Origin of the sequence: Sphingomonas sp. CCH10-B3, assembly GCF_001556185.1 — a bacterium.
GTDB lineage: Bacteria > Pseudomonadota > Alphaproteobacteria > Sphingomonadales > Sphingomonadaceae > Sphingomonas > Sphingomonas aquatica.
Genome location: NZ_LSIJ01000074.1, coordinates 1 through 23,016 on the forward strand (window position 1 = coordinate 1; position 23,016 = coordinate 23,016).

Annotated in this window: 29 protein-coding genes and 1 pseudogene; 26 read left to right on the forward strand and 4 right to left on the reverse strand. The window is 65.1% G+C overall.

Annotated elements, in window-relative coordinates:
* Positions 1 to 209: pseudogene (locus tag AX672_RS19085) on the forward strand (acetyl-CoA carboxylase biotin carboxyl carrier protein); the annotation flags it as partial.
* On the opposite strand, the gene AX672_RS19280 reads toward AX672_RS19085, so the two are convergent.
* A complete protein-coding gene (locus tag AX672_RS19280; protein WP_443026237.1) occupies positions 146 to 379 on the reverse strand; it encodes a hypothetical protein in 234 nt (77 codons plus the stop codon). The pseudogene AX672_RS19085 and the gene AX672_RS19280 overlap by 64 nt on opposite strands.
* Positions 380 to 409: 30 nt before the next feature.
* The gene (aroQ, locus tag AX672_RS12350; protein WP_231731314.1) at positions 410 to 841 is read right to left on the reverse strand and encodes a type II 3-dehydroquinate dehydratase; all 432 of its coding nucleotides are present in this window, start codon (positions 839 to 841) and stop codon (positions 410 to 412) included.
* 50 nt (positions 842 to 891) lie between these two features.
* On the opposite strand from aroQ, the gene thiS reads away from it, so the two are divergent.
* The 3 genes from thiS (at position 892) to AX672_RS12365 (ending at position 2,938) form a co-directional block, all read left to right on the forward strand.
* Positions 892 to 1,896 (forward strand): sulfur carrier protein ThiS, encoded by a 1,005-nt coding sequence (gene thiS, locus AX672_RS12355; protein ID WP_082730539.1) that lies wholly within the window; start codon positions 892 to 894, stop codon positions 1,894 to 1,896.
* A gap of 41 nt (positions 1,897 to 1,937) precedes the next feature.
* Entirely contained in the window at positions 1,938 to 2,702 is a 765-nt protein-coding gene (locus AX672_RS12360; RefSeq protein ID WP_066651800.1) for an alpha/beta hydrolase, read from the forward strand.
* Positions 2,703 to 2,767: 65 nt separating this feature from the next.
* A complete protein-coding gene (locus AX672_RS12365; RefSeq protein WP_066651802.1) occupies positions 2,768 to 2,938 on the forward strand; it encodes a CsbD family protein in 171 nt (56 codons plus the stop codon).
* Positions 2,939 to 2,995: 57 nt separating this feature from the next.
* Here the strand turns inward: AX672_RS12365 and AX672_RS12370 are convergent, their stop codons facing one another.
* A complete protein-coding gene (locus AX672_RS12370; protein WP_066651804.1) occupies positions 2,996 to 4,657 on the reverse strand; it encodes a thiamine pyrophosphate-binding protein in 1,662 nt (553 codons plus the stop codon).
* Positions 4,658 to 4,713: 56 nt separating this feature from the next.
* On the opposite strand from AX672_RS12370, the gene AX672_RS12375 reads away from it, so the two are divergent.
* Entirely contained in the window at positions 4,714 to 5,637 is a 924-nt protein-coding gene (locus tag AX672_RS12375; protein WP_066651806.1) for an SMP-30/gluconolactonase/LRE family protein, read from the forward strand.
* A gap of 27 nt (positions 5,638 to 5,664) precedes the next feature.
* On the opposite strand, the gene AX672_RS12380 is transcribed toward AX672_RS12375, so the two are convergent.
* Positions 5,665 to 6,477, reverse strand: a complete 813-nt coding sequence (locus AX672_RS12380) for a universal stress protein (protein ID WP_066651808.1) — start codon at positions 6,475 to 6,477, stop codon at positions 5,665 to 5,667.
* Positions 6,478 to 6,651: 174 nt separating this feature from the next.
* Here AX672_RS12380 and AX672_RS12385 point away from each other — a divergent pair, with 174 nt between their 5' ends.
* The 21 genes from AX672_RS12385 (at position 6,652) to nadA (ending at position 22,945) form a co-directional block, all read left to right on the forward strand.
* A complete protein-coding gene (locus AX672_RS12385; RefSeq protein WP_202189326.1) occupies positions 6,652 to 7,239 on the forward strand; it encodes a hypothetical protein in 588 nt (195 codons plus the stop codon).
* Positions 7,224 to 7,808 (forward strand): cytochrome c3 family protein, encoded by a 585-nt coding sequence (locus AX672_RS18650; protein WP_202189327.1) that lies wholly within the window; start codon positions 7,224 to 7,226, stop codon positions 7,806 to 7,808. The genes AX672_RS12385 and AX672_RS18650 overlap by 16 nt, the downstream gene beginning before the upstream one ends.
* A gap of 201 nt (positions 7,809 to 8,009) precedes the next feature.
* Complete coding sequence (locus AX672_RS12395; RefSeq protein WP_066651814.1) at positions 8,010 to 8,696, forward strand: VIT1/CCC1 transporter family protein; 687 nt, start codon at positions 8,010 to 8,012, stop codon at positions 8,694 to 8,696.
* 63 nt (positions 8,697 to 8,759) lie between these two features.
* Positions 8,760 to 9,467 (forward strand): CoA transferase subunit A, encoded by a 708-nt coding sequence (locus tag AX672_RS12400; RefSeq protein ID WP_066651816.1) that lies wholly within the window; start codon positions 8,760 to 8,762, stop codon positions 9,465 to 9,467.
* On the forward strand, positions 9,467 to 10,000 hold the full coding sequence (locus tag AX672_RS12405) for a DUF4440 domain-containing protein (protein WP_202189328.1): 534 nt from the start codon (positions 9,467 to 9,469) through the stop codon (positions 9,998 to 10,000). Before AX672_RS12400 ends, AX672_RS12405 begins: the two co-directional genes overlap by 1 nt.
* Positions 10,001 to 10,049: 49 nt before the next feature.
* The gene (locus tag AX672_RS12410; RefSeq protein ID WP_066651818.1) at positions 10,050 to 10,493 is read left to right on the forward strand and encodes a hypothetical protein; all 444 of its coding nucleotides are present in this window, start codon (positions 10,050 to 10,052) and stop codon (positions 10,491 to 10,493) included.
* On the forward strand, positions 10,493 to 11,140 hold the full coding sequence (locus AX672_RS12415; protein WP_066651820.1) for a CoA transferase subunit B: 648 nt from the start codon (positions 10,493 to 10,495) through the stop codon (positions 11,138 to 11,140). Before AX672_RS12410 ends, AX672_RS12415 begins: the two co-directional genes overlap by 1 nt.
* Positions 11,141 to 11,204: 64 nt before the next feature.
* Complete coding sequence (locus tag AX672_RS12420; protein WP_066651822.1) at positions 11,205 to 11,873, forward strand: hypothetical protein; 669 nt, start codon at positions 11,205 to 11,207, stop codon at positions 11,871 to 11,873.
* 31 nt (positions 11,874 to 11,904) lie between these two features.
* Complete coding sequence (locus tag AX672_RS12425) at positions 11,905 to 12,867, forward strand: NAD-dependent epimerase/dehydratase family protein (RefSeq protein ID WP_066651823.1); 963 nt, start codon at positions 11,905 to 11,907, stop codon at positions 12,865 to 12,867.
* Positions 12,868 to 12,993: 126 nt separating this feature from the next.
* Entirely contained in the window at positions 12,994 to 13,839 is an 846-nt protein-coding gene (locus AX672_RS12430; RefSeq protein ID WP_066651824.1) for an N-acyl homoserine lactonase family protein, read from the forward strand.
* A 66-nt stretch (positions 13,840 to 13,905) separates the two neighbouring features.
* Positions 13,906 to 14,907, forward strand: a complete 1,002-nt coding sequence (locus AX672_RS12435; RefSeq protein ID WP_202189329.1) for an NADPH:quinone oxidoreductase family protein — start codon at positions 13,906 to 13,908, stop codon at positions 14,905 to 14,907.
* Between the two features lie 59 nt (positions 14,908 to 14,966).
* Positions 14,967 to 15,287 carry a DUF1476 domain-containing protein gene (locus AX672_RS12440; RefSeq protein WP_066651896.1) on the forward strand — a complete coding sequence of 107 codons (321 nt, stop codon included), beginning with the start codon at positions 14,967 to 14,969 and terminating at the stop codon, positions 15,285 to 15,287.
* A gap of 4 nt (positions 15,288 to 15,291) precedes the next feature.
* A complete protein-coding gene (locus AX672_RS12445; RefSeq protein WP_066651829.1) occupies positions 15,292 to 15,525 on the forward strand; it encodes a BolA/IbaG family iron-sulfur metabolism protein in 234 nt (77 codons plus the stop codon).
* 8 nt (positions 15,526 to 15,533) lie between these two features.
* On the forward strand, positions 15,534 to 15,866 hold the full coding sequence (gene grxD, locus AX672_RS12450; protein WP_066651830.1) for a Grx4 family monothiol glutaredoxin: 333 nt from the start codon (positions 15,534 to 15,536) through the stop codon (positions 15,864 to 15,866).
* Positions 15,867 to 15,891: 25 nt separating this feature from the next.
* Entirely contained in the window at positions 15,892 to 17,169 is a 1,278-nt protein-coding gene (locus AX672_RS12455) for a glycosyltransferase (protein ID WP_231731316.1), read from the forward strand.
* 280 nt (positions 17,170 to 17,449) lie between these two features.
* Positions 17,450 to 17,818 carry a BlaI/MecI/CopY family transcriptional regulator gene (locus tag AX672_RS12460; RefSeq protein ID WP_066651832.1) on the forward strand — a complete coding sequence of 123 codons (369 nt, stop codon included), beginning with the start codon at positions 17,450 to 17,452 and terminating at the stop codon, positions 17,816 to 17,818.
* Complete coding sequence (locus tag AX672_RS12465; protein ID WP_066651834.1) at positions 17,815 to 19,368, forward strand: M56 family metallopeptidase; 1,554 nt, start codon at positions 17,815 to 17,817, stop codon at positions 19,366 to 19,368. Before AX672_RS12460 ends, AX672_RS12465 begins: the two co-directional genes overlap by 4 nt.
* A 113-nt stretch (positions 19,369 to 19,481) precedes the next feature.
* Positions 19,482 to 20,336, forward strand: a complete 855-nt coding sequence (locus tag AX672_RS12470) for an MBL fold metallo-hydrolase (RefSeq protein ID WP_066651836.1) — start codon at positions 19,482 to 19,484, stop codon at positions 20,334 to 20,336.
* Complete coding sequence (locus AX672_RS12475) at positions 20,333 to 21,034, forward strand: DUF4230 domain-containing protein (protein ID WP_066651838.1); 702 nt, start codon at positions 20,333 to 20,335, stop codon at positions 21,032 to 21,034. The genes AX672_RS12470 and AX672_RS12475 overlap by 4 nt, the downstream gene beginning before the upstream one ends.
* A gap of 82 nt (positions 21,035 to 21,116) precedes the next feature.
* Positions 21,117 to 21,887: a hypothetical protein gene (locus tag AX672_RS12480; protein ID WP_231731319.1), complete on the forward strand. Its 771-nt coding sequence runs from the start codon at positions 21,117 to 21,119 to the stop codon at positions 21,885 to 21,887.
* Between the two features lie 53 nt (positions 21,888 to 21,940).
* On the forward strand, positions 21,941 to 22,945 hold the full coding sequence (nadA, locus tag AX672_RS12485) for a quinolinate synthase NadA (protein ID WP_066651840.1): 1,005 nt from the start codon (positions 21,941 to 21,943) through the stop codon (positions 22,943 to 22,945).
* Positions 22,946 to 23,016: the final 71 nt, after the last annotated feature.

Consider the following 23,016-nt stretch of genomic DNA (forward strand, 5'->3'; position numbering starts at 1 on the left):
GCCTGACCGTCGCTGCCGCGCCCGCCGCTGTCGCGCCGGTGATGACCGCCCCTGCCCCCGCCTCCGCGCCGCCAGCCGCAGCGCCGGCGGCCGCTGCCCCGCCCGATCATGCCAATGCGGTCAAATCGCCGATGGTCGGCACCGCCTATCTGTCGCCCGAGCCCGGCGCTGCGCCGTTCGTGTCGGTCGGCGACAAGATCGCGGCGGGCGCGGCAGCGACGGTCAGGCTGCGCGACACGCGCACCTTGCGCTCGCCATCCTGCACTTCGATCTCGCTCAGCTGCGTTTCGTCGAGCAATTCGGCGAGCTGGCGAACCAGCGCGACGTCGATCCGCATTGCCCCGATGTCGCCGGGCTGGTCGGCGTTGGTATCGGTCATGTCAAAAATCCCTGTTTCATCATCCCTCTGTCAGATGCGCGCCGCTGCTTCAAGCGCGAGCAGATAGGATTGCGCGCCGAATCCCGCGATCGTACCACGCGCGGCCCGGCCGACGAAGCTGGTATGGCGGAAGGCTTCGCGCGCATGCGGGTTGGAAAGGTGCACTTCGATGACCGGCGTCGTGACGGCCTTTACGGCATCGTGCAGCGCGACCGATGTGTGGGTATAGCCGCCCGGATTAAGCAGCACCGCCTTGGCCTCGCTCGCCTGGGCTTCGTGCAGCCAGTCGATCAGATGGCCTTCATGATTCGACTGGCGCATGTCGATTTCGAACCCGAGCACGCGCGCACGGTCCTCGAGCATCCCGGCGATGTCGTCGAGCGTATCATGGCCGTAGATTTCGGGCTCGCGCAAACCCAGCAGGTTGAGATTGGGGCCGTTGAGGACGAAGATGACGGGCACGCGGTGGCCTTTCGGTTGCGACTTGGGGGTGCACCCCATATCTGGCGGTCATGCACAGCGACCACACCATCACCATCCGCGTCAATGGCGAGCATCGCCGCGTAGCCGAAGGCCTGACCATCGCAGGCCTTGCCGAACAGCTCGGGCTGGCCGCCGAAAAGGTTGCGGTCGAGCGCAATCTCGAAATCGTGCCGCGTTCGACGCTGGCTGAGGTGCGAATCGAGGATGGCGACGAGCTGGAGATTGTCCATTTCGTCGGCGGCGGCGATCATGCGCCCGCAATGCCCGCGGATAGCTGGACCGTCGCCGGGCGCACCTTCCGATCAAGGCTGATCGTCGGCACCGGCAAGTACAAGGATTTCGCGCAGAACGCCGCTGCCGTCGCGGCATCGGGTGCCGAAATCGTCACCGTCGCGGTGCGCCGCGTCAACATCAGCGACCCCAAGGCGCCGATGCTGACCGACTTCATCGACCCGAAGAAAATCACCTATCTGCCCAACACCGCCGGCTGCTTCACCGGCGAGGAAGCGATCCGCACGCTGCGGCTGGCGCGCGAGGCTGGCGGCTGGGATCTGGTGAAGCTCGAAGTGCTGGGCGAGGCCAAGACGCTCTACCCCGACATGGTGGAAACGCTGCGCGCAACCGAGGTGCTGGCCAAGGAAGGCTTTCTGCCGATGGTTTACTGCGTGGACGATCCGATCGCGGCCAAGCGGCTGGAAGATGCGGGCGCGGTCGCGATCATGCCGCTGGGCGCACCGATCGGATCGGGGCTCGGCATCCAGAACCGGGTGACGATCCGGCTGATCGTCGAAGGCGCGAAGGTGCCGGTGCTGGTCGATGCGGGTGTCGGCACGGCCTCCGACGCGTCGGTGGCGATGGAGCTGGGCTGCGACGGCGTGCTGATGAACACCGCCATCGCCGAAGCCCGCGATCCCGTGCTGATGGCGTCGGCGATGAAATCGGCGGTCGAGGCGGGGCGGATGGCCTATCTCGCCGGGCGAATGGGGCAGCGCCGCTATGCCGATCCGTCGAGTCCGTTGGCGGGGCTTATCTGACCTGCTAGTCGCCCCGCGATGGTCGTCGCAGGAGATTGGGTATGCGCGTTTTGTTGGGGCTGATGCTGGGGCTGTCGCTGGCCGCTTGTGATCGCGGCGCGGACCCGGCGAGCTCGGGACAGGCGCTGCCGCGCGAGCCCAACATGCTCAAGACCTATGACCGCACCAGCATCGCCGGCTGGCTGTACAAGGCCGCCAAGCCCAAGGCGGTCATCCTGCTGTTCCATCAGGCAGGATCGAGCAAGGACGAATATGCGACGATCGCGCCACGCCTCGCGGCGATGGGCTATTCCGCTTATGCGATCGACCAGCGATCGGGCGGCGATCTGTTCGGCGACAATTCGACCGTCCACCGCAATGGCAAGTCCACCGGCTATCTCGAAGCGCGTCAGGATCTCGAAGCCGCGCTCGCGTGGGGCCGGACGCAGGGCGTGCCGGTGATCCTGTGGGGCAGCAGCTATTCGGCCGCACTCGTTTTCCTCGTCGCCGCCGACAATCCCGCCGATGTCGACGCGGTGATGGCGTTTTCGCCCGGCGAATATCTGGGCGATGGCAATCCGGTAACGCGCGCGGCGGCGCGGCTGCGGGTGCCGGTCTATGTCACTTCGGCCAAGGACCCGCAGGAGATCGCGACCGCGCGGTCGATCCTCGCCGCGGTGCCGGGCGCGCGCAAGCTGCAATATGTGCCCGAAGCAGGCGGCACGCACGGCTCGTCAACGCTGATCAAGGACAAGGACCCGGCGGGCTATGAAGCGAACTGGCGCGCGGTCGAGGCATTTCTGCGCCAGGTGACGCCTGTAAGCTGATTATTCCCGGAACCGAACGGGCCGTCCAAAGTTCTCCTGAAGTCTATCGATGAAGGAGAAAAGCGATGGGTGAGCTTGGTGACAAGATCAAGGGTAACGTCAACGAAGCGATCGGCAAGGTCAAGCAGATGAGCGACGACCCGGCAACCAAGGCCGATGGCGCCGCGCAGGAAGCCAAGGGCAAGGCGCAGCAGACCGTCGGCAAGGTCAAGGGCGCGCTCGGCGACGATATCTAAGGCTTTAGCCTTACCCGGCTGATCGATGGGCCGTCCTGACTTGATCGGGGCGGCCCATTATTTATGCGCGCGACGGATGGCGTCGATCGTCGTGCCGTTGGTGATGACTTCCATGTCGGTCTTCAGGTGGAGCAGCTTGACGCCGCTTTGCGCGAGTGCGCGGTCGAGCGCGGGGCCGAATTGCTCAGTGGTCTCGACGGTTTCGGACCACGCGCCGTAAGCCTTGGCGAGCGCGGCGAAATCGGGGTTGTGGAGCGCGGTGCCGCTTAGCCGCGCGGGGTATTCGCGCTCCTGATGCATGCGGATCGTGCCATAGCCGCCATTATCGACGACGATGACGAGCATGTTCGCGCCGTGCTGGATGGCGGTTGCGAGTTCCTGCCCGTTCATCAGGAAATCGCCATCCCCCGCAACCGCGACGACGGTCTTGTCGGGGCAACGCAGCGCGCCCGCTACGGCTGCGGGGACGCCGTACCCCATCGCGCCCGCGGTGGGGGCGAGTTGCGTGCCGGGCGGGCCATAATGCCAATAGCGGTGCCACCAGCCGGAGAAATTGCCCGCGCCGTTGCAGATGATCGTGCCCTCGGGCGTCAGGCGCTCGCGCATCGCAGCGACGCAGAGGCCGAGGTCGAGGGTGACGCCGTCGCGGGGCTTGGGAGTGGACCAGTCGAGCCATTCGGCGTGGGCCTCATGCCCGGCGGACAACGGCCCAGCGAGGATGAACCAATTCTCTGCCGGTCCAAGCCACCGGGCAAAATCCTCGATACCCGAACAGATTCGCACTGCAGGATAAACGCGCCCAAGCTCGGCCGGGTCGGGGTGAACATGTACGATCGTCGGTCCGCGGTCGGTTGCCGGTTCGATCAACGTGTATCCGTCAGTCGTTGCTTCACCGAGCCGCGCGCCGATGGCGATGATCAGGTCCGCCTCGCGCACACGCTTCACCAATTTCGGGTTGGGCCCATAACCAAGGTTGCCGGCATAGACGGGGCTGGTGTTCGGGATGCAATCCTGCCGACGAAACGCAGCGGCCACCGGGATATTGAGATCTTCCGCCCAACGCGCGATCATCTGCCCAGCCCGCGCGTTCCATCCCGCCCCGCCTGCGAGGATGATGGGGCGCTCGGCAAGGCGCAGTATTTCTCCGAGCTGCGAACCTGCGCTGCCGCATTCACCGGCTGGGCGGAAGGCGATATCCTCGACCTCCACCTTATCGCGCAGCATATCTTCCGGCAGGGCAACCACCACCGGCCCCGGCCGCCCGCTCGTCGCGACATTATACGCCCGCGCGACATATTCCGGGATGCGGCGCGCGTCGTCGATCCGCAAGGCGAGTTTCGCGAGCGGGGTGAACATCGCCACCAGATCGATTTCCTGAAAGCCCTCGCGGTCGCGCATCCCGCGGTCGACGTCTCCGATGAACAGGATCATCGGCTGCGAATCCTGGAATGCCACATGCACGCCGATGCTCGCATTGGTCGCGCCCGGTCCGCGCGTCACGAAGCACACGCCGGGTCGCCCGGTAAGCGTGCCATCGGCGCAGGCCATGAACGCCGCGCCGCCTTCCTGCCGACACGTCACCACGTCGATCTGCGGCGTGTCGTGGAGTGCATCGAGCACCGCGAGGAAACTCTCGCCCGGCACCTGAAAGATGCGGTCGCAGCCCTGTGCGAGCAGATTGTCGACGAGAATCCGGCCGCCGGTACGCAAGGTCATCATGCTCTCCTTGGCACCCCCATAGCCAAGGACTAGGCTGGCGCGAAACAGGAGAGATCATGCCCGACTTCACCACCATCGCCACCGGTCTGCGCTTCCCCGAAGGGCCGGTGGCGATGACCGATGGCAGCGTCATCCTCGTCGAGATTGCTGTCGGCCGCATCACCCGCGTCCGCCCCGACGGCACCAAGGAAACGGTCGCGACGCCCGGCGGCGGCCCCAATGGCCTCGCGCTCGGCCCCGATGGCAAGCTTTATTGCTGCAACAACGGCGGCTTCAATTACCATGAGCATCCGAGTGGCCTGTTGATCCCCAGCGGCCAACCCGATGACTATTCGGGCGGGCGGATCGAGCGGATCGATATCAACACCGGCGCGGTCGAGGTGCTCTACAAGGACGGCGATTTCGGCTGCATCCTGCGCGGTCCGAACGACATTGTGTTCGACGCGCACGGCGGCTTCTGGTTCACCGATCACGGCAAGAACCGCCCGCGCGAGCGCGACATCACGGGCATTTTCTATGCAAAGACCGACGGGAGCCATCTGGAGGAAGTCATCTTCCCGAGCGAGAACCCCAATGGCATCGGCCTCTCGCCCGATGGCAACACGCTCTATGCGGCGGAAACCTACACCTGCCGGTTGATGGCGTTCCGGGTGACCGAGCCCGGCAAGGTGGACCAGACCGCTGGGCTCGGTGGGGCGGGCATGCCTCTCTACCGGCCCGCGGGGTATAAATTCTTCGACTCGCTCGGCGTCGAGGCATGCGGCAACATCTGCGTCGCGACGATCGGCGAAAGCGGCATTTCGGTGATCTCACCGGCAGGCGACCTCGTCGAATTCGTGCCGACGCCCGATCCCTTCACCACCAACATCTGCTGGGGCGGGGCGGATATGCGAACCGCCTACATCACGCTGTCGGGCACCGGCCAGCTGATCGCAATGCCCTGGGCGCGGCCGGGGTTGAAGCTGGCGTATTCGGCATGATCCGAGCCGCTTCGTTGAAGGTCAGGGCTAGCGGCTGAGCAGCAGCGGCAGTTGCGCGGTCTCCAGCAATCGCTGCGTCACGCCGCCGAAAAGCTGTTCGCGGAACCGGCCGTGGCCATAGGCGCCCATCACGATCCAGTCACCGCCGAGCGCCTCGGTGGCGTTGGCCAGCGCGATCGCCGTCGGCTGGTCGTCGTGCGGGCGCTCGCAGATTTCGGCGTGGATGCCGTGGCGCGAGAGATAGCAGGCGGCATCGGTGGCCGGGAAAAAGTCCGGCGCGTTGGAGATGGTGACCAGCTTCACGTCGCGCGCGCCGGCGAGCAGCGGGACGGCGGCTCTCAGCGCATTGGCCGATTCGGGCGTGCCTGACCAAGCGACGATGGCGGTGCCGGTGGTAACGATAGGCTTGATCGTTGCGGGCACGGCAAACACGGGACAAGGCGAAGCGAGCACGACGTCGCCGACCAGCCGAACCGGATCGGACGCGGCGTCGTCTTCGCTGTTGCCCAGCGACAGCACGATCAGATCAGCGAGCATCGCGGCCGTCAGCAGTCCGTCGGCGGCAATGCCAGTGCTGGTGCGCATGTCCCAGGGCACGTCCTCGCGCTCCAGCGTTGCGGTCAGGTTGGCGATCAGCTTCGCTTCGTTTTCTTGCGCCTCTGCCAGGGCATCGGCGAGCAGGTAGCTGCCGCCGAACGGATCCATCGCGACGAAGCGCTGGAGCGGTGTGTTGACATGGAGTGTGATGTGCCCGTTCGTCAGCCGGGCAATATCGAGGGCGGCCTCCAGCCGCGCCGCATTGGCGGGTTCGCCGTCGGCATAAACAATGAGCGATCGCATCCTGTTCCTCCCAGCTAAACTCGGGACTCAACGCCCAAGACGGGGATAGGCTCCGGCGTCTGCGCGGTCATTGACGGCGATCAATGCCGCGTCGTGCGGAACTTTGGATGATAGCGCCGGTTAACACCCCGACTCCGCGTCTGTCGCGCCGTCGGCTCCGGTAGGATTGGATCCTTGGCAACGGCGAAGGCACGCCTCCTGACGCATAGCGTCTTACCCTTTGCGTCGATGCTGCTGGCGTTGGCGGCGGCGACGCTGGCGATCGACGCGCTGCTACACGCCTTTGATCTGGTCTGGATCGGTCGGTATCTCGGCATTCCGGGCGTCGCGCTGATCCTGGCCTCGCTGATCTATTCGGCGCGCAAACGCAAAATCATTAGCTGGGGCAAGCCCGCCAAGCTGTTGCGGCGGCATGAGCGGCTGGCTTGGGCCGGATCGCTGCTGATCCTCGTCCATGCCGGCATTCATTTCAATGCGTGGCTGGGCTGGCTCGCCATCGGGGCAATGGCGATCAACATCGGCAGCGGTCTGACGGGCAAGTATCTGTTACAACACGCCCGCAAAAGCTTGCTGGCCACCAAGGCGGCGCTGGTTGCTCAGGGCCTGTCGCCGGACGAGCTCGACGAGCGGACCTATTGGGACACGATCACGCTCGGCGTTATTCAGCAATGGCGAGTCATCCACTTGCCGATCACGCTGGCCTTTGCCGTTCTCGCGCTGGCGCACGTTGTGTCGATTTGCCTGTTTTGGCGGTGGTGGTGATGAACCGCTGGCTGCTGCGCGTCATCGCCGCCCTCGTCGTCGGCATCATCGGTTTTGCGATCATCCATCCTGAGCGGATGATCGCGCCCGGCCCGGTGAAGCCCGCGCATTCGGCGATCGCCAAGGATTGCTTCGCCTGCCACACACCGTTTCTGGGGGCATCGCCGACGCGGTGCACTGTATGTCACAAGGTTGCCGACATCGGCAGGCTGACAACACGCGGTTCCCCCATCGCGCGTGCGGCAAAGGCGCCGATCTTCCATCAATCGCTGGTCGAACCGAATTGCATGGCTTGCCACTCGGATCATGCCGAACCCCGGCTGACGCGGCGCGCGGATAAGCGCTTCGCTCATAGCCTGTTGAAGCCAGAGACCCGAGCGCAATGCTCAAGCTGCCATACGCCGCCAGACACGCCGTTTCACCAATCGAACCGCGCAAATTGTTCGACCTGCCATAATGACCGCGCGTGGGCGCCGGCCAGCTTCGATCACGCGCTATTTCCAGCTCGATCGCAACCATGCGGTGGCCTGCGCGACCTGTCATCCGCGGACCGACTATGCGACTTATAGCTGCTATGGCTGTCATGCGCATCAACCGGCGAGCTTGCGCGCGCGGCATGCCGAGGAAGGCATCGGCAACATCGAAAATTGCGTGCGCTGCCACCGCCGACCAGATGCCGAGGGCGGGGAGGGCGGCGAGGGCGGCGAAGGTGAAGGTCGCGATGACTAACGGTGAAGCGTTGCTGATCGCCAATTGGAGGACGAAATCAAATGCATCGTGAACGCCACCTTGTCGCGCGGATCGGTTGGCTGCGCGCGGCTGTGCTCGGTGCCAATGACGGCATCGTCTCCACCGCCAGCTTGATGATCGGGGTCGCGGCGGCGGCGCAGAGCCAGTCAGCGATTCTGGTAACGGGCGTCGCGGGCCTTGTGGCGGGCGCGATGTCGATGGCGGCGGGCGAGTATGTCTCGGTCAGCTCGCAAGCCGATACCGAAGCTGCCGACCGGGCGAAGGAAGCGCAGGAACTGGTCGACGACCCGGCGGCAGAGCTGGAGGAGCTGACGCGCATCTACATGGCGCGCGGGCTCGATCGCGCGCTGGCGGCGCAAGTCGCCGAGCGGCTGACCACAAGGGATGGTCTGAAAGCGCATCTGCGCGATGAGCTGGGCTTGAGCGTGCATCTGGAGGCGCGCCCGGTGCAAGCGGCGCTCGCTTCGGCTGGCAGCTTCGCGGTCGGGGCGATCTTGCCGTTGTTGCTGATATTCGTGCTGCCGCGTCCGATGCTCGAAATCGGGATAGCCGCGGGTTCGATCGTGTTTCTGGCAGCGCTCGGGATCGTGGGGGCGCGCGCGGGCGGGGCGCCGGTGCTGCGGGCAACCATTCGCGTCACTTTTTGGGGGGCGATTGCCATGGCGATCACGGCGGGCGTCGGTTTGCTGTTCGGCGCGGCCGGATAAGTTGACCCGCGCTTGTTGCCGGGACTAAGCGGCGGCAAATCAACCCGAGTCCCGGAGCCGCCGATGAACAAGCTCTACCCCAGTGCCGCCGCCGCGCTCGACGGCTTGTTGTTCGACGGCATGACGCTGTGCGCGGGCGGCTTTGGCCTGTGCGGCATCCCCGAGCGACTGATCGACGCGATCCGCGATGCCGGGGTCAAGGAGCTGACGATCGCCAGCAACAATGCCGGGATCGACGGCGAGGGCCTCGGCAAGCTGCTGCGCACGCGGCAGGTCAAGAAGATGATCAGTTCTTACGTCGGCGAGAACAAGGAGTTCGAGCGGCAGTATCTGGCGGGCGAGCTTGAGGTCGAATTCTGCCCGCAGGGAACGCTTGCCGAGCGGTGCCGCGCGGGCGGGGCGGGCATTCCGGGCTTCTACACCAAGACCGGCGTCGGCACGTTGGTGGCCGAGGGCAAGCCGGTGATGCAGTTCGACGGCGAGGATTACATCCTCGAACGCGGCATTCGTGCCGACCTGTCGATCGTCAAGGGCTGGAAGGCGGATGAAGCAGGCAACCTGATTTTCCGCAAGACCGCGCGCAACTTCAACCAGCCGATGGCGACGGCGGGCAAGGTCTGCATTGCCGAGGTCGAGGAAATCGTGCCGGTCGGCAGCCTCGATCCCGATCAGGTGCATCTGCCCGGCATCTATGTGAACCGCCTGATTCTGGGCGCGCCCTACGACAAGAAGATCGAATTCGTGACCACGCGCGAGCGGGCGGCGGCGTGATGCTGCGGGCGGTTATTTTGGGCACCGCGCTCGCAGTCGCGCTTCCAATGCCCGCGCAGGCTCAGCAAGCACCGGCCGCGCAGGCGCAGGCGCAGGATGACGGCGCGACGGTCGATAATGTCATTGCCGCGCTCTACGACGTCATCTCCGGTCCGGCCGGGCCGCGCGACTGGGCGCGGTTCAAGGCATTGTTCGTCCCCGAGGGGCGGCTGGTCCCGGTGGGCGACGCGGGGCCGCGTGTGCTGACGCAGCAGGACTATATCGACCGCGCCGGTGCGGCGTTCGCCAAGGATGGCTTTTTCGAGCGCGAGATTGGCCGTCGCACCGAACGCTATGGCAATGTCGTCCATGTCTTTTCAACCTATGAGAGCCGCCGCACGGCGGATGGCGCACCATTTTCGCGCGGGATCAATTCGATCCAGCTCGTGCGGGTCGCCGGCAAGTGGCGGATCCTGTCGATCACCTGGCAGGGCGAAACGCCCGCGTTCCCGCTGCCCAAAGCCTATCTGCAGACCACCCCACAGGCAAAATAGCGATGCGGGCGAAGCCACATTGCATCGCTTCGTGTTATCGGAGGGCCGAATGACTGCGCAACGCTGGCTCGTGATCGGCGGTTGGTTGAGCATTGGGGCGGCACTCCTGCATCTTGGCTGCATAGTCGGCGGGGCGGACTGGTATCGCTTCTTTGGTGCGCCGCCACTCATTGTCCGGGCGGTCGAGCGCGGGCAGGCGTGGCCGCATCTGGCGACATTGGTGATCGCGGCGGTCCTCTGCATATGGGCCGCATACGCTTTTTCGGGGGCGGGGCTGATCAGCAGGCTGCCACTTCTGCGCCTCGGGCTCGTGGTGATCAGTGCGATCTATGTATGGCGCAGCCTCGATCTGCCGATTGCCATGGTTGTCATCCCACAGGCTGTCTCACCCTTCGTCATCTGGTCGTCGCTGATCGTGGCGATCTATGCTTTATGCTATTCGATTGGAACTTGGCAGGCGTGGCGCACGCTTGGCCGCAAGGAGCAAAATTGATGCCCTGGACTCGTGACGACATGGCCGCCCGCGCGGCGCAGGAATTGCAGGACGGCTTCTACGTCAATCTCGGCATCGGCATTCCGACGCTGGTCGCCAACCACATCCCGGCCGACATGGACGTGACGCTGCAGAGCGAGAACGGCATGCTGGGCATTGGGCCGTTTCCTTACCCCGACGAAGTCGATCCCGACCTGATCAACGCGGGTAAGCAGACGATCAGCGAGCTGCCGCAGTCGGTCTATTTCAGCAGCGCCGACAGCTTCGCGATGATCCGTGGCGGGCATATCGACCTGACCGTGCTCGGCGCGATGGAAGTGAGCGAAGGCGGCGACATCGCCAACTGGATGATTCCCGGCAAGCTCATCAAGGGGATGGGCGGCGCGATGGATCTGGTCGCGGGCGTCAAGCGCATCGTCGTGGTGATGGAGCATACGTCGAAGAACGGCGACCCGAAGTTCATTCCCGCCTGCACGCTGCCGCTTACGGGCAGGAACGTCGTCGACATGATCATTACCGATCTCGCCGTGTTCCACCGGCCCGACCATGCGAGCCCGTTCGAACTGATCGAACTGGCGCCAAGCGTCACGGCCGAGGATGTGCGTGCGAAGACCACCGCGCATTATGTCGAGCGCGTCGCGGCCTGACAGCGTACCCTCGGCCGGGCGCAGCCGCGTTGCTTGGCGCGGCGGCGAGGCGTAGGGCTGCAACATGTTCAAAATGTTGCGACAGCGATATCTCGATATTCTCGCCTCGGTGTACATTTACAACGAGCATCGCGGCTATACGAGCATCGACCGTGTGCTGGAGGCGGTGCGCGCCTGCTGCCCCGACGACCGCCAGTTCATTGCCGAGGTCGAGAAGCACCGCGCCGACGAGCGCAAACATTATGTGATGTTCAAGCGCTGGTTCGAACTGCAGGGCAGGCGACCGTTCAAGGTCGATCGCACTTGCGGCCATATCGACCGCTTCGTCGAGATCATGTTCGGGCGCGGCATCGATGCGCTCGACACCCAGGCGATCATCGCCGACCCGCGCCAGTTCGAGCGGCTGTGCCGTGTCATCATGCTCACCGAGCAGCGCGGTATGCGGCAGGTCGATGTGCTGCTGCGGTCGCCGCTGGTGAAGTCCGATACGGTCATGATGAAGATCTTCCGCATCATCGAACGCGACGAGCCGAGCCATTGGCAGCCTTATCAGGCGTGGCTCGATCGCACTGGCCGTAAGCCTGCGTCGTGGGTCGAGCGCGCGGTCGATTTCTGGATTCACCGCGAACTGCTGCTGTTCAAGATTCCGGCGCTCTATCTCAATCCGTGGCTGGGACGTCAGGACGACTGGGCCGATGCGGGCGAGCGCACCGTTGCCGTTGCCGCAGTTTGAAACCGTAACATTGGCTCGCTAGGGCGCCGCCATGCGTATTCTGCTTACCGGTTCGTCGGGCTGGCTGGGCCGCTTCATCGCGCCGTTGTTGCGCGCGGCGGGGCATCAGGTGACCGGGCTCGACCCGGCGCCGGGGGCGGACACCGATGTCGTGGGGTCGGTCGCCGACCGGGCGCTGGTGGGGCGCATCTTTGCCGATGCCGGGATCGAAGCCGTCATTCACTCCGGCGCGCTGCACAAGCCGGACATCGTCCGCTATCCGACGCAGGCCTTCGTCGACGTGAACGTCACCGGCACGCTCAACCTGCTCGAAGCAGCGGTCGAACACGGCGTGCAGCGCTTCGTCTTCACATCGACCACTTCGCTGATGATCTCGGCCGCGGTGCGCGCGGGGGCCAGCGACCGAGCGATCTGGCTCGACGAAGGGTTTGCGCCGCTCGAGCCGCGCAACATCTATGGCATCACCAAGCTCGCGGCCGAGCAGATTTGTCGCCTCTATCACCAGCGGCATGCGCTGCGCTGCGTGATCCTGCGCACAGGGCGGTTTTTCCCGGAAGAGGACGACACCGACCTGACGCTGTCGGGTGAGAACAACAAGGCGAATGAATTCCTCAACCGCCGCCTGACGGTCGAGGATGCGGCCGCGGCGCATCTTGCGGCGCTGGAGCGCGCGCCGATGCTCGGTTTCGATCTGTTTCTCGTCGCCGCGCCGACGCCCTTCGCCCCTGCCGACGTGGTGCCGCTGAAGGCGAATGCAGCGACCGTCGTCGCGCGTTATTTCCCGGATGCGCCAGCACTTTATGCGCAGCGCGGTTGGGAATTGCCGATGACGATCGACCGTGTTTACGACGCACGGCGCGCCGAGCGGGTGCTGGGCTTCCGCTGCCAGACCGATTTTGCAAGCGTGCTGCAGGCGATGCGCGACGGCGCGCCGCTGCCCTTCGCGCATGACGCGAGCTATGTCTCGCCGCTCGTGCAACCCGCGCTGCGATAAGCCGGGAGGAAACTCCTCTAGAATGCGCGATTTGCCGCCTTTCATCGCCGCCGCGAAAGTCCTAAGCTTCGGCAGTACGTAGCGCCCGCAAGTGGCGACGCGGCAACCGAATGCGGGGGACAGGTGATGAAGCGAGCGTTGGTGTTGCTGGTGGCCGGCACGATTCTGGCGGGCGCTTGCGCCTTTGCGGCGAGCGGCAAGCCGCCTGCCGAAACCAGGCTCTGGCGGCTCGATTGCGGGTCGACCTATATCCCCGATCTCAACCTGTTTTCGGACACGCGCGCCTATCCCGGCAAGGGAATGGCGCTGGTCGCGAGTTGCTACCTGATCAAGCACGGCGACAGCTACATGATCTGGGACACCGGGCTGCCAGCCAGCTTCAAGGGCCTGAAGATCGACCAAAAGACGGGCGGGGCAACGATTACCAAGACCGTGGTCGAACAGCTCGCTGAAATCGGGGTGAAGCCCGAACAGATCTCGACCATCGGCATCAGCCATTATCATTACGATCACACGGGCCAGGCGGCATCCTTCCCGGCGGCAACGCTGATGATCGGCAAGGGTGATTTTGACGCGCTGAGTGCGTCGCCGCCGATGTTCGGTGCCAATCCAACCGCGCTCAAGAATTGGGTCGGCGGCCCCGGCAAATCGGTGCCGGTCAGCGGTGACAAGGACATTTTCGGCGACGGCAGCGTCACCATGATCGACACGCCCGGCCACACCCCCGGCCATCACAGCCTGCTCGTCAAGCTCGGCAGCGGCGCCACATTTCTGCTGACCGGCGACCTCGCCCATTTCCAGGAAAATCTTGCCAGCAACGGCGTGCCGACGTTCAATACCAACCGTGCCGATACACTCGCGTCGCTGGCGCGGTTCAAGGGCCTTGCAACCAATATCAAGGCAACCGTCATCATCCAGCATGATCCGCGCGACGTTGCCAAGCTGCCCGCATTTCCTGCCGCCGCGGACTAGAGGCGCACTGGACGGGTCGCGCCGAGCGCGGCAAGGAAGGGCGAACGACAGCAACGGGAGAGCGTGATGCGGGCATTGTTATCGAAGGCGCCGGGTGGACCCGAAACGCTGATGATGGACGAACTGCCCGATCCGGTGCCTGCCAAGGGGCAAGTGCTGGTCGCCGTTAAGGCCTGCGCGATCAACTATCCCGATGTGCTGATCATCGAGGACAAATACCAGTTCAAGCCGGCACGCCCTTTCGCGCCGGGCGGCGAGATTTCGGGCGTGGTCGAAGCGGTGGGTGAGGGCGTCACCGCGCTCGCGATTGGAGACCGCGTGCTCGGCACGATCGGCCACGGCGGGCTGGTCGAGAAAGTCGTGACCGATGCGGCGCGGCTGTACAAGCTGCCCGAGGGGCGCTCGTTCGAGGAAGGATCGGCGCTGGTCCTCACTTATGGCACGACGATCCACGCGTTGCTCGACCGCGGGCATCTGAAGGCGGGGCAGACGCTGCTCGTGCTGGGTGCGGCGGGGGGCGTTGGCCTTGCCGCGATCGAGCTAGGCAAGGCCTTCGGTGCGCGCGTGGTCGCCGCCGTCTCGTCGGAAGAGAAGGCGCAGGCTTGCCGCGAGGCAGGGGCCGATGCGACGCTCGTCTATGGCCGCGCCCCGTTCGACAAGGACGCGTCAAAGGCGCTCGCCGACCAGTTCAAAGCCGCGACCGGCCCCAATGGCGCCGACGTCATCTATGATCCGGTCGGCGGCGACTATGCCGAACCCGCGCTGCGATCGATCGCGTGGGAAGGGCGCTATCTCGTCGTCGGCTTCCCGGCCGGCATCCCGCGGCTGCCGCTCAATCTGACGCTGCTCAAGAGCTGCGATGTCTGTGGCGTGTTCTGGGGTGCCTTTGCCGCGCGCGATCCGGAGGCCAATCAGGCGCATATCGACCATCTTTTCCGGCTGTGGGGCGAGGGCAAGATCCACCCGCGCGTGACCGAAGTGTTCGATTTTGCCGAGGGCGGTGCCGCGATCGCCAAGATGGCGGCACGCGGTGCGATCGGCAAACTCGTGGTGCGCGTGGCGGCTTAGTTGCGCGCGCGCGTCCCGCACCCTATTTGCGCAACAACAATCAATTCGGAAAGATGCCGATGACCACTTTCGACGACCGCGAACGGGCTTTCGAAACGCAATTCGCGCGCAAGGAAGACCTTGCCTTTCGCGTGACGGCGCGGCGCAACAAGCTTGTCGCGCATTGGGCAGCCACGCTGATGAAGCTGACGCCGGAAGAGACCGAAGCCTATGCCAAGGCCGTCGTCCACGCCGATTTCGAAGAAGCCGGCGACGAGGATGTCATCCGCAAGCTGTTTGGCGATCTGACCGCTGCCGGTGTCGAGATCGACGAAGCCGGCGTGCGCCGCGCGCTCGGCGAGCAGGCGAGCGAAGCGCTGCGCCAGCTGAAGGGCGATTGAGCCGATGGCGATGCCCGCCGCCGAGATCGAGGCGCTGATTCGCGCTGCCATCCCTGACGCGGACGTTGTCATTACCGATCTTGCCGGCGACGGCGACCATTATGCCGCACGGGTCACCAGCGCCTCGTTCCGGGGGCTGCCGCGCATCAAGCAACATCAGGCCGTTTACGCCGCGCTCGGCGGGCGCATGGGGGGCGTCCTCCATGCGCTACAATTGACGACCGCCCTTCCTGACTGAGGACCGCCATGACCGATGAAACCCACGCCCGTATTGCCGAACTGATCGAAACGAACGACGTCCTGCTGTTCATGAAGGGCACCGCATTGTTTCCGCAGTGTGGCTTTTCGAGCCGCGCGGTCGCCATTCTCCAGCATCTGAACGTCGGTTTCGAAACCGTCGATGTGCTGCAGGATCAGGGGATCCGCCAGGGCATCAAGGCGTTTTCCGACTGGCCGACGATCCCGCAGCTCTATGTGAAGGGCGAATTCGTCGGCGGTTCGGACATTATGATGGAAATGTTCGAATCGGGCGAGCTCGCGCAGCTCTTCGAAGCCAAGGGTCTGGTTGGCGCGCACTAGATCATAACAACGGGGGCGTTGAACAATGCTGTTGCAACAGGGCGGCTTCCCGCAACCGCTTGACGCACCCGCGCCGATGCTGATCTGCGACTTGACGCAAAGCTGGTCGGCGACGGCAGGCGGCGGGGTCGGCACCTATTTGAAGGCGAAGCGCGACTATGTGCTCGCGCACACGCCGCATTCGCTGCTGCAGATAGTGCCCGGGCCCGAGGACAAGATCGTCGTCGACGGCCGCCACATCTGGGCCGAAGTCGGCGCTGATCCGGTACGCGGCAGCCCCAATTACCGTTTCATCCTGCGCACCAAGATCGTTCGCGACATCCTCGCGCGCTATCGCCCGGCGATTGTCGAATCGCTCTGTCCCTGGGTGCTGCCGTGGACGGCGATCCATCACCGCCGTGCCGTGCCGGAAACGGCGCTGGTCGCGGGCTACAGCACCGATTTCCCGAATGCGCATGTGTTTCGCGTCGCGCAAAAGCTGTTCGGCACCACCATCGGTCGCGGCTTTCAGTGGCTGTCCTACGGCTATGCCGAGATCACCTATCGCGAATTCGACTGGGTCTACACGTTGTCGGAAGACATTCGCGGCGTGCTCGCGCGGCGCAAGATCCACCGGACGAGTGTGCTGCCGCTCGGCGTCGACATCTCGCGCTTTCACCCGTCGAAGCGCGACCCCCACTATCGCGCCGAACTCGGCCTGCCGGGTGACGGCCCGCTGCTGATCTATGCCGGGCGGCTCGACAATGAAAAGCGCGCGCAGACCCTAGTCGAGATGTTCCGGCATTTGCCGCCCTCGCTCGGCGCGGCAATGGTGCTGGTCGGCGACGGCAAGCGGCGCGAGGACATGATGGCGGAAGCCGCGGGGCTGCCGATTGCATTCCCCGGATTCGTCAGCGATCGCGAGCAGCTGGCGCGGGCGCTGGCGTCATCCGACATTTATGTATCGGGTATGGCCGATGAGACCTTCGGCATTTCGATCGTCGAGGCGCAAGCATCGGGCCTGCCCGTCGTCGGCGTGGCGAGCGGCGCGATGATCGACCGGGTGCCGCCGGAACTCGGGCGGCTGGGGCCGGTGGACGACGCAGTTACGATGGCGCGCAATGTCGAGACAGTCTGGCGCAACGATCCGCGGGCCATCGGCGCGGCGGCGCACCACCACGCGCAGCAGTTCAGTTGGGACCGCACGTTCGAGCAATTGTTCAGCGACATTTATCCGCGCGCGCTTGCCCATGCAGCGCTGCGGGCGCGCACCGGGCGGCGTGCGGCTGACCGCGCCTATCTGGCGGCGACTGCGGCAGGCTGAACGAATTTTGCGGCGGGTGCCGGGTGGGCGGATCGACGCGATACCGGAAAAAACAGTCGATCCGCCCTGAAGCGGCATGCCACGCGGCATGCACATAGCGATGCACTCGCCGTGCCAAGCCGAGAAACCCGCATATTTCCGGGCAGTTGAATGGTTAACGAGCGCCGCTGAGCGGGGCGCGGTGTAAGCTTTTCCGACAGCCGCGCTCCATCGGTTGGCGCATCTCTTGACTACAGCCGTAATCAGTGCGATTACGAACGTAGTCGAAGGAGGTTCTCGCATGACCGAACGTATCAGCGATGCTGAGCATATGGTGATGGAAGTGTTGTGGGATCAGGCCCCGCTGTCGGCGCAGGATGTTGCCGAGCGGATCGGCCCCGCGCGCGATTGGAGCGCCAATACGGTGAAGACGCTGCTCGGCCGCTTGCTCGCCAAGAAGGTGATCGCGCATGAGGAAGACGGTCGCCGCTATCTCTATCGCCCGCTGGTCGCGCGCGAGGATTATGTCGCGGGCGAATCGCAAAAGCTGATCGATCGGCTGTTCGGTGGCAAGTTGACGCCGCTCGTCGCGCATCTCGCCGAGCGCGATCAGCTGACGAGCAGCGACATCGCCGAGATCGAAGCGCTGCTGAAGGCGCTCAAGCAATGATCGCCTGGGCCATTGAGGCGCTGATCGCCTCCACCTTGTTGATGCTGCTCGTGCTGGTGCTGCGCGCGCCGGTGCGGCGGCTGTTCGGCGCGGGCGTTGCCTATGCATTGTGGCTGTTGCCCGTTGCGCGCCTGTTGCTGCCGCCGCTGCCTGCCGAATGGCAACCGAGCGCGGCCGCGCCGATCAGCCGCGCGGCCGAGCAGGTCACGGTGATGTTTGTCGACCTGACGGGCGCCGCCCCGGCGCAGGACGTGGTCGCGGCGCCGGATTATGGGCCGGTGTTGCTCGCGATCTGGGCGATCGGCGCGGCGGGCTTCATCGGCTGGCACCTGATCCGCTATCGCCTGTTCGTGGGTCGGATGCTGACGGGTGCTCGCGCCACGCTGTTCGGGCCGGTGCAGGTGATCGAAAGCGACAGCGCCACCGGACCGCTCGCTTTCGGTATCTGGCGCAAATACGTCGCTTTCCCGAGCGACTTCAAGGATCGCTACGACGCCGACGAACAGGCGTTGGCGCTGGCGCATGAGCTGACGCACCACGCGCGCGGCGATCTGATCGCCAATTGGATCGCGCTGGTCGTGCTCGCATTGCACTGGTTCAATCCGATTGCGTGGCGCGCGTTCCGGGCGTTCCGCGCTGACCAGGAAATGGCGTGCGACGAGCGGGTGCTGGCAGGGCGCGCTGCCAATGTCCGCCACGCTTATGGCCGCGCGATCGTCAAGTCCGCGCATGGCGGCGCCGTGTCGGCAGCTTGCCATCTGCACACTATCAACGAGCTTAAAGGGAGACTGAGGATGTTGTCGAAGGATCGTGTTTCGAAGGCGCGCCTTGCGAGTGGTGGTGCGGCGGTTGCAGCCGTGGCGCTGGTCTCGCTTGGGCTGACGGCATCGGGCACTCAGGCTGCCGAACGGCTGCGCAGCCAGGTGAAGGCGTCGATCGGCGTCGATATCGCACAGCTCGACGCGCCCAAGGCGCCGGCTGCGCCCGGTGCGATGCCGGTTGCCCCGCAAGCCGCCGATCTGCCGCCGCCGCCCAAGCTTGCCGAACTACCACCCGCGCCGCCGGCACCCTCGGCAAAGCCCGAAGTGCACACCCGCACGAAGATCATCATTCGCAACAGGGACGGGAAGGTCGAGACGATCGATAGCGAGGGCGACGATATTGAGGCCGTACTCGCGCGCCCACTGACCGACAAGAAGATCCGCGTCATCGTGCCGGAGGTGATTGACGGCAAGTGCGCCGATGACGAAGGCAAGCCCGTCGTCAAGAACAAGCAGAAGGACGGCAAGCACATCATCATCATTTGCCGCAACCGCATCGAATGGCTGGCAAAGGATGCCACGCGTCGCGCCGCCGATGCGCGGATTGTCATGCTCCGTTCGGGCGAGATCGAGCGCCATGCCCGGATGAGCGCGCTGGAGGGCGTCCGTGCCGCCCGCGCCGGCATCGTTGCCAACCGCGACATGTCGGAATCGGCCCGCGCTGCGGCGCTGAAGGGGATCGACCAAGCCATCGCCGAGCTTGAGGCCGACGCCGCCAAGGCGAAGTGACCTCAACCGGTCCGGCGGGTCTGCCCAGCCCGCCGGACCGAACGTTGCCAAAGGGGGTCGGCTAAGGCCCATCGCAGCTTGAGTTGCCCGGAGCGAAGGGCCATGTGACGGGCATGGAGTCGCTCCCCACCGGCGCGCTGGTCGCGCTCGATCCGCTGGTCGCGCGGGTGCTTGCGCCCAATCCGTCGCCGTTCACTTTCACTGGCACACAGACACATCTGGTCGGCACGGACGACCTTGCAGTGATTGACCCCGGTCCCGACGATGCCGACCATGTCGCAGCCATGCTGGCAGCGATTGGCGGTCGCCCGGTGACGGCGATTGTCATCACCCATACGCACCGCGACCATAGCCCGGCGAGCCGCGCGCTGGCAGCGGCCACCGGCGCTCCGATCGTCGGTTGCGCGCCGCTGGTGATCGACATGGGCGGCCGATCCGACGCTGCTTTCGACACCGATTATGCGCCCGACCGCGTGCTCTTGGATGGCGAGAGCGTGGCAGGCGAGGGCTGGACACTGACAGCCGTTGCGACGCCGGGCCATACGTCCAATCATCTCGCCTTCGCGCTGCCAGAGACCGGCGCGCTGTTTTCGGGCGATCATGTGATGGGCTGGTCGACCACCGTGGTGATGCCGCCCGACGGCGACATGACCGCCTTCATGGCGAGCCTGGCGAAGCTGCAGGCACGCGACGACCGCGTCTATTACCCCGCGCACGGCGATCCGGTGACCAACCCGGCGCAGCATGTCCGTCACCTGATCGGCCACCGCAAGGCGCGCGAGGGGCAGATCCTGCGCGCACTGGAGGCCGGACCGGCCACAGTCCCCGACATTGTCGCCGGGATGTATGCGGGCGTCGACCGGCGCCTGTGGGGCGCGGCGGGTGGATCGGTGCTGGCGCATCTGATCGATCTGGAAGGACGCGGTATCGTCGCACGCGATGACGCGCATTGGCGGCGTACCGCATGACGGCGACGCGGCGCTGGCTTGTCGTCGCGGCGGCGCTGATTGCAGCCGCGGCGCTCGCCTTCCTGGCCTATGACCGCTACCGCGAACGCTATGCCGTCACCGAACCGGCAGCAGGCGGCGCGCCGCTCACCGAGTTGATTTCGGCGCGGTTGGCGGGGGCAAGCACGTTGAAAGTCGCCGAGCTTTCGGGGACGGTGCAGAGCACCGCGTCCGATGTTCGCGGCTTCGGCTGGCTGCGGTCGGATCAAGTCGTCAAAATGCCCTATTCGGTCGCTTATTTCGTCGATGTCTCGCGGATCGGCTCGGGCGACATCGAATGGTCAGACAAGACCCGGACGCTGATCGTCAAGGCGCCTGACGTTACGCCGGCGCCCGCCAATATCGACGAAGCACGCCGCAGCCTCGTCAAGACGACCGGCATCTTCGTCACGCGCAAGGCGGCGGAGGAACTGGCGCAGCGGACCTCGATCCATGCGACCGAAAAGGCGAATGCAGCAGCGCGGTCGCCCTCACGAATGGCGCAGGCGCGCGAGCTGGCGCGACAGGCACTGGTCCGGCTTTATGCCCAGCCGCTGCGGGCGCTTGGACACGGTGACGCAAGGGTGATCGTCACCTTTCCGGCGGAACGGCGGCGCATCGACGGCGAGCAATGGGACGTTTCGCGCAGTATCGAAGATGTGATGAACGACAGGCGCTGACGCCGACCGTCCTCGCGGGCAATCCGTTTCGCCGTGGGGACGATTGTGGTAACGACCAACGCATCGTTTCCGGGGGGGGTATATGGCAACCATTGCAACGCCGCACGGCGTCGAGCGCAACGACGACCGGTTTTTCCTGACGATGGCGTTCGTGATGGCCGGTGTGCTCGTCGCCGGGTTCAGCCTCAACCTGGCGATGGGACGCTCGACCTTCGCGCGTCCGCTGCTCGTCCACGCGCATGCAATCATCTTCATGGGCTGGATCGTGATCTATCTGGCGCAGAACTGGTTCGCGACGCAGGGGCCGATCGCGCTGCACCGGCGATTCGGCTGGGTGGCAGTCGGCTGGCTATGCCTGATGCTCTATTTCGGCACCGCCGTGACGGTGATGAACGTCCGGGCCGGGACCGTGCCGTTCTTTTTCCAGCCGCTGCACATGCTGGTATTCGATCCGCTGTCGCTGATCGGCTGCATGGCGCTGATCGGGGCAGGCATTGCGCAGCGCAAGCACACCGGCTGGCATCGGCGGCTCAACTATTGCGGCATGGCGCTGCTGGTCGGGCCCGGTGTCGGGCGGTTGCTGCCGATGCCGCTGCTGATCCCATATGCCTATCAGGCGGCCTTCTGGACACTGCTGATCTTCCCGATCATCGGCATGATCGCCGACTGGCGGCGCGACGGGCGCGTCCACCCGGCGTGGTTCTGGGGGCTGGGCGGGATGATCGCCACCGAGGCGCTGACCAATTTGATCACTTTCACACCGATCGGTCTGGCGCTGTACGAGGCGGTGACCGCCGGTTCGCCGGGCGCCGCGATCGCACCGCTGGCATTTCCGCCATCGCCGCTGGGTTGATCCGGCGGGCGTCCGGGGCCATGTGAGCCGCCGACACTGCGAGGGGAATTGGAATGAACGTGCCGCTCCGCGAAAGCCTAGCCGGACTCGATTTGCGCGCCGAAATCGACCGGCTGCGCAAGGAGCGCAACGCCGTGATCCTCGCGCATTATTACCAAAAGCCCGAAATTCAGGACATTGCCGATTTCGTCGGCGACAGTCTCGACCTCAGCCGCAAGGCGCAGGCGACCGATGCCGATGTCATTGCCTTTTGCGGCGTCAAGTTCATGGCCGACACCGCAAAAATCCTGAGCCCCGAAAAGATCGTCGTGCTGCCCGATCTGAACGCGGGGTGCAGCCTGGAAGACAGCTGCCCGCCCGACAAGTTTGCGGCATTCCGCGCGGCGCACCCTGATCACATTGCGCTGACCTACATCAATTGCTCGACCGAAGTGAAAGCGCTTTCCGACGTGATCGTCACTTCGTCGTCGGCCGAGAAGATCCTGAGCCAGATTCCGCCCGAACAGAAGATCATCTTCGGCCCCGACAAGCACCTTGGCGGCTATCTGAAGCGCAAAACCGGGCGCGACATGCTGCTGTGGCCGGGCGTGTGCATCGTCCACGAAGCGTTCAGCGAGACCGAGCTGCTGAAGCTGAAGGCGCTCAACCCCGATGCACCGATCGCCGCGCACCCCGAATGTCCGGCCTATATTCTCGATCATGCCGATTATGTCGGGTCGACGAGCGGCATCCTGCAATTTGCGAAGGACATGCCAGGCGACACGCTGATCGTCGCGACCGAGCCGCACATCATCCACCAGATGCAAAAGGCCGAGCCGGGCAAGACCTTCATCGGCGCGCCGGGGGCCGACGGCAACTGCAACTGCAACATCTGCCCCTATATGGCGCTCAACACGATGGAAAAGCTCTACGTCGCGTTGCGCGACCTGGCGCCGCGAATCGAGATCGAGGAAGGACTCCGGCTGCGCGCGAAAAAGTCGCTTGACGCGATGCTGGCGATGGCGAGCGGCACCGTCGGGCTAGGCGATCTGGGGCCGGTGCCGGTGAGTGGCGATTGAGCCTCATTTAATTTGCTGCAATTCCGGCTGCGATCAGGTGCCACGGCCAGCCCGCTAGTGTAACGGCACCG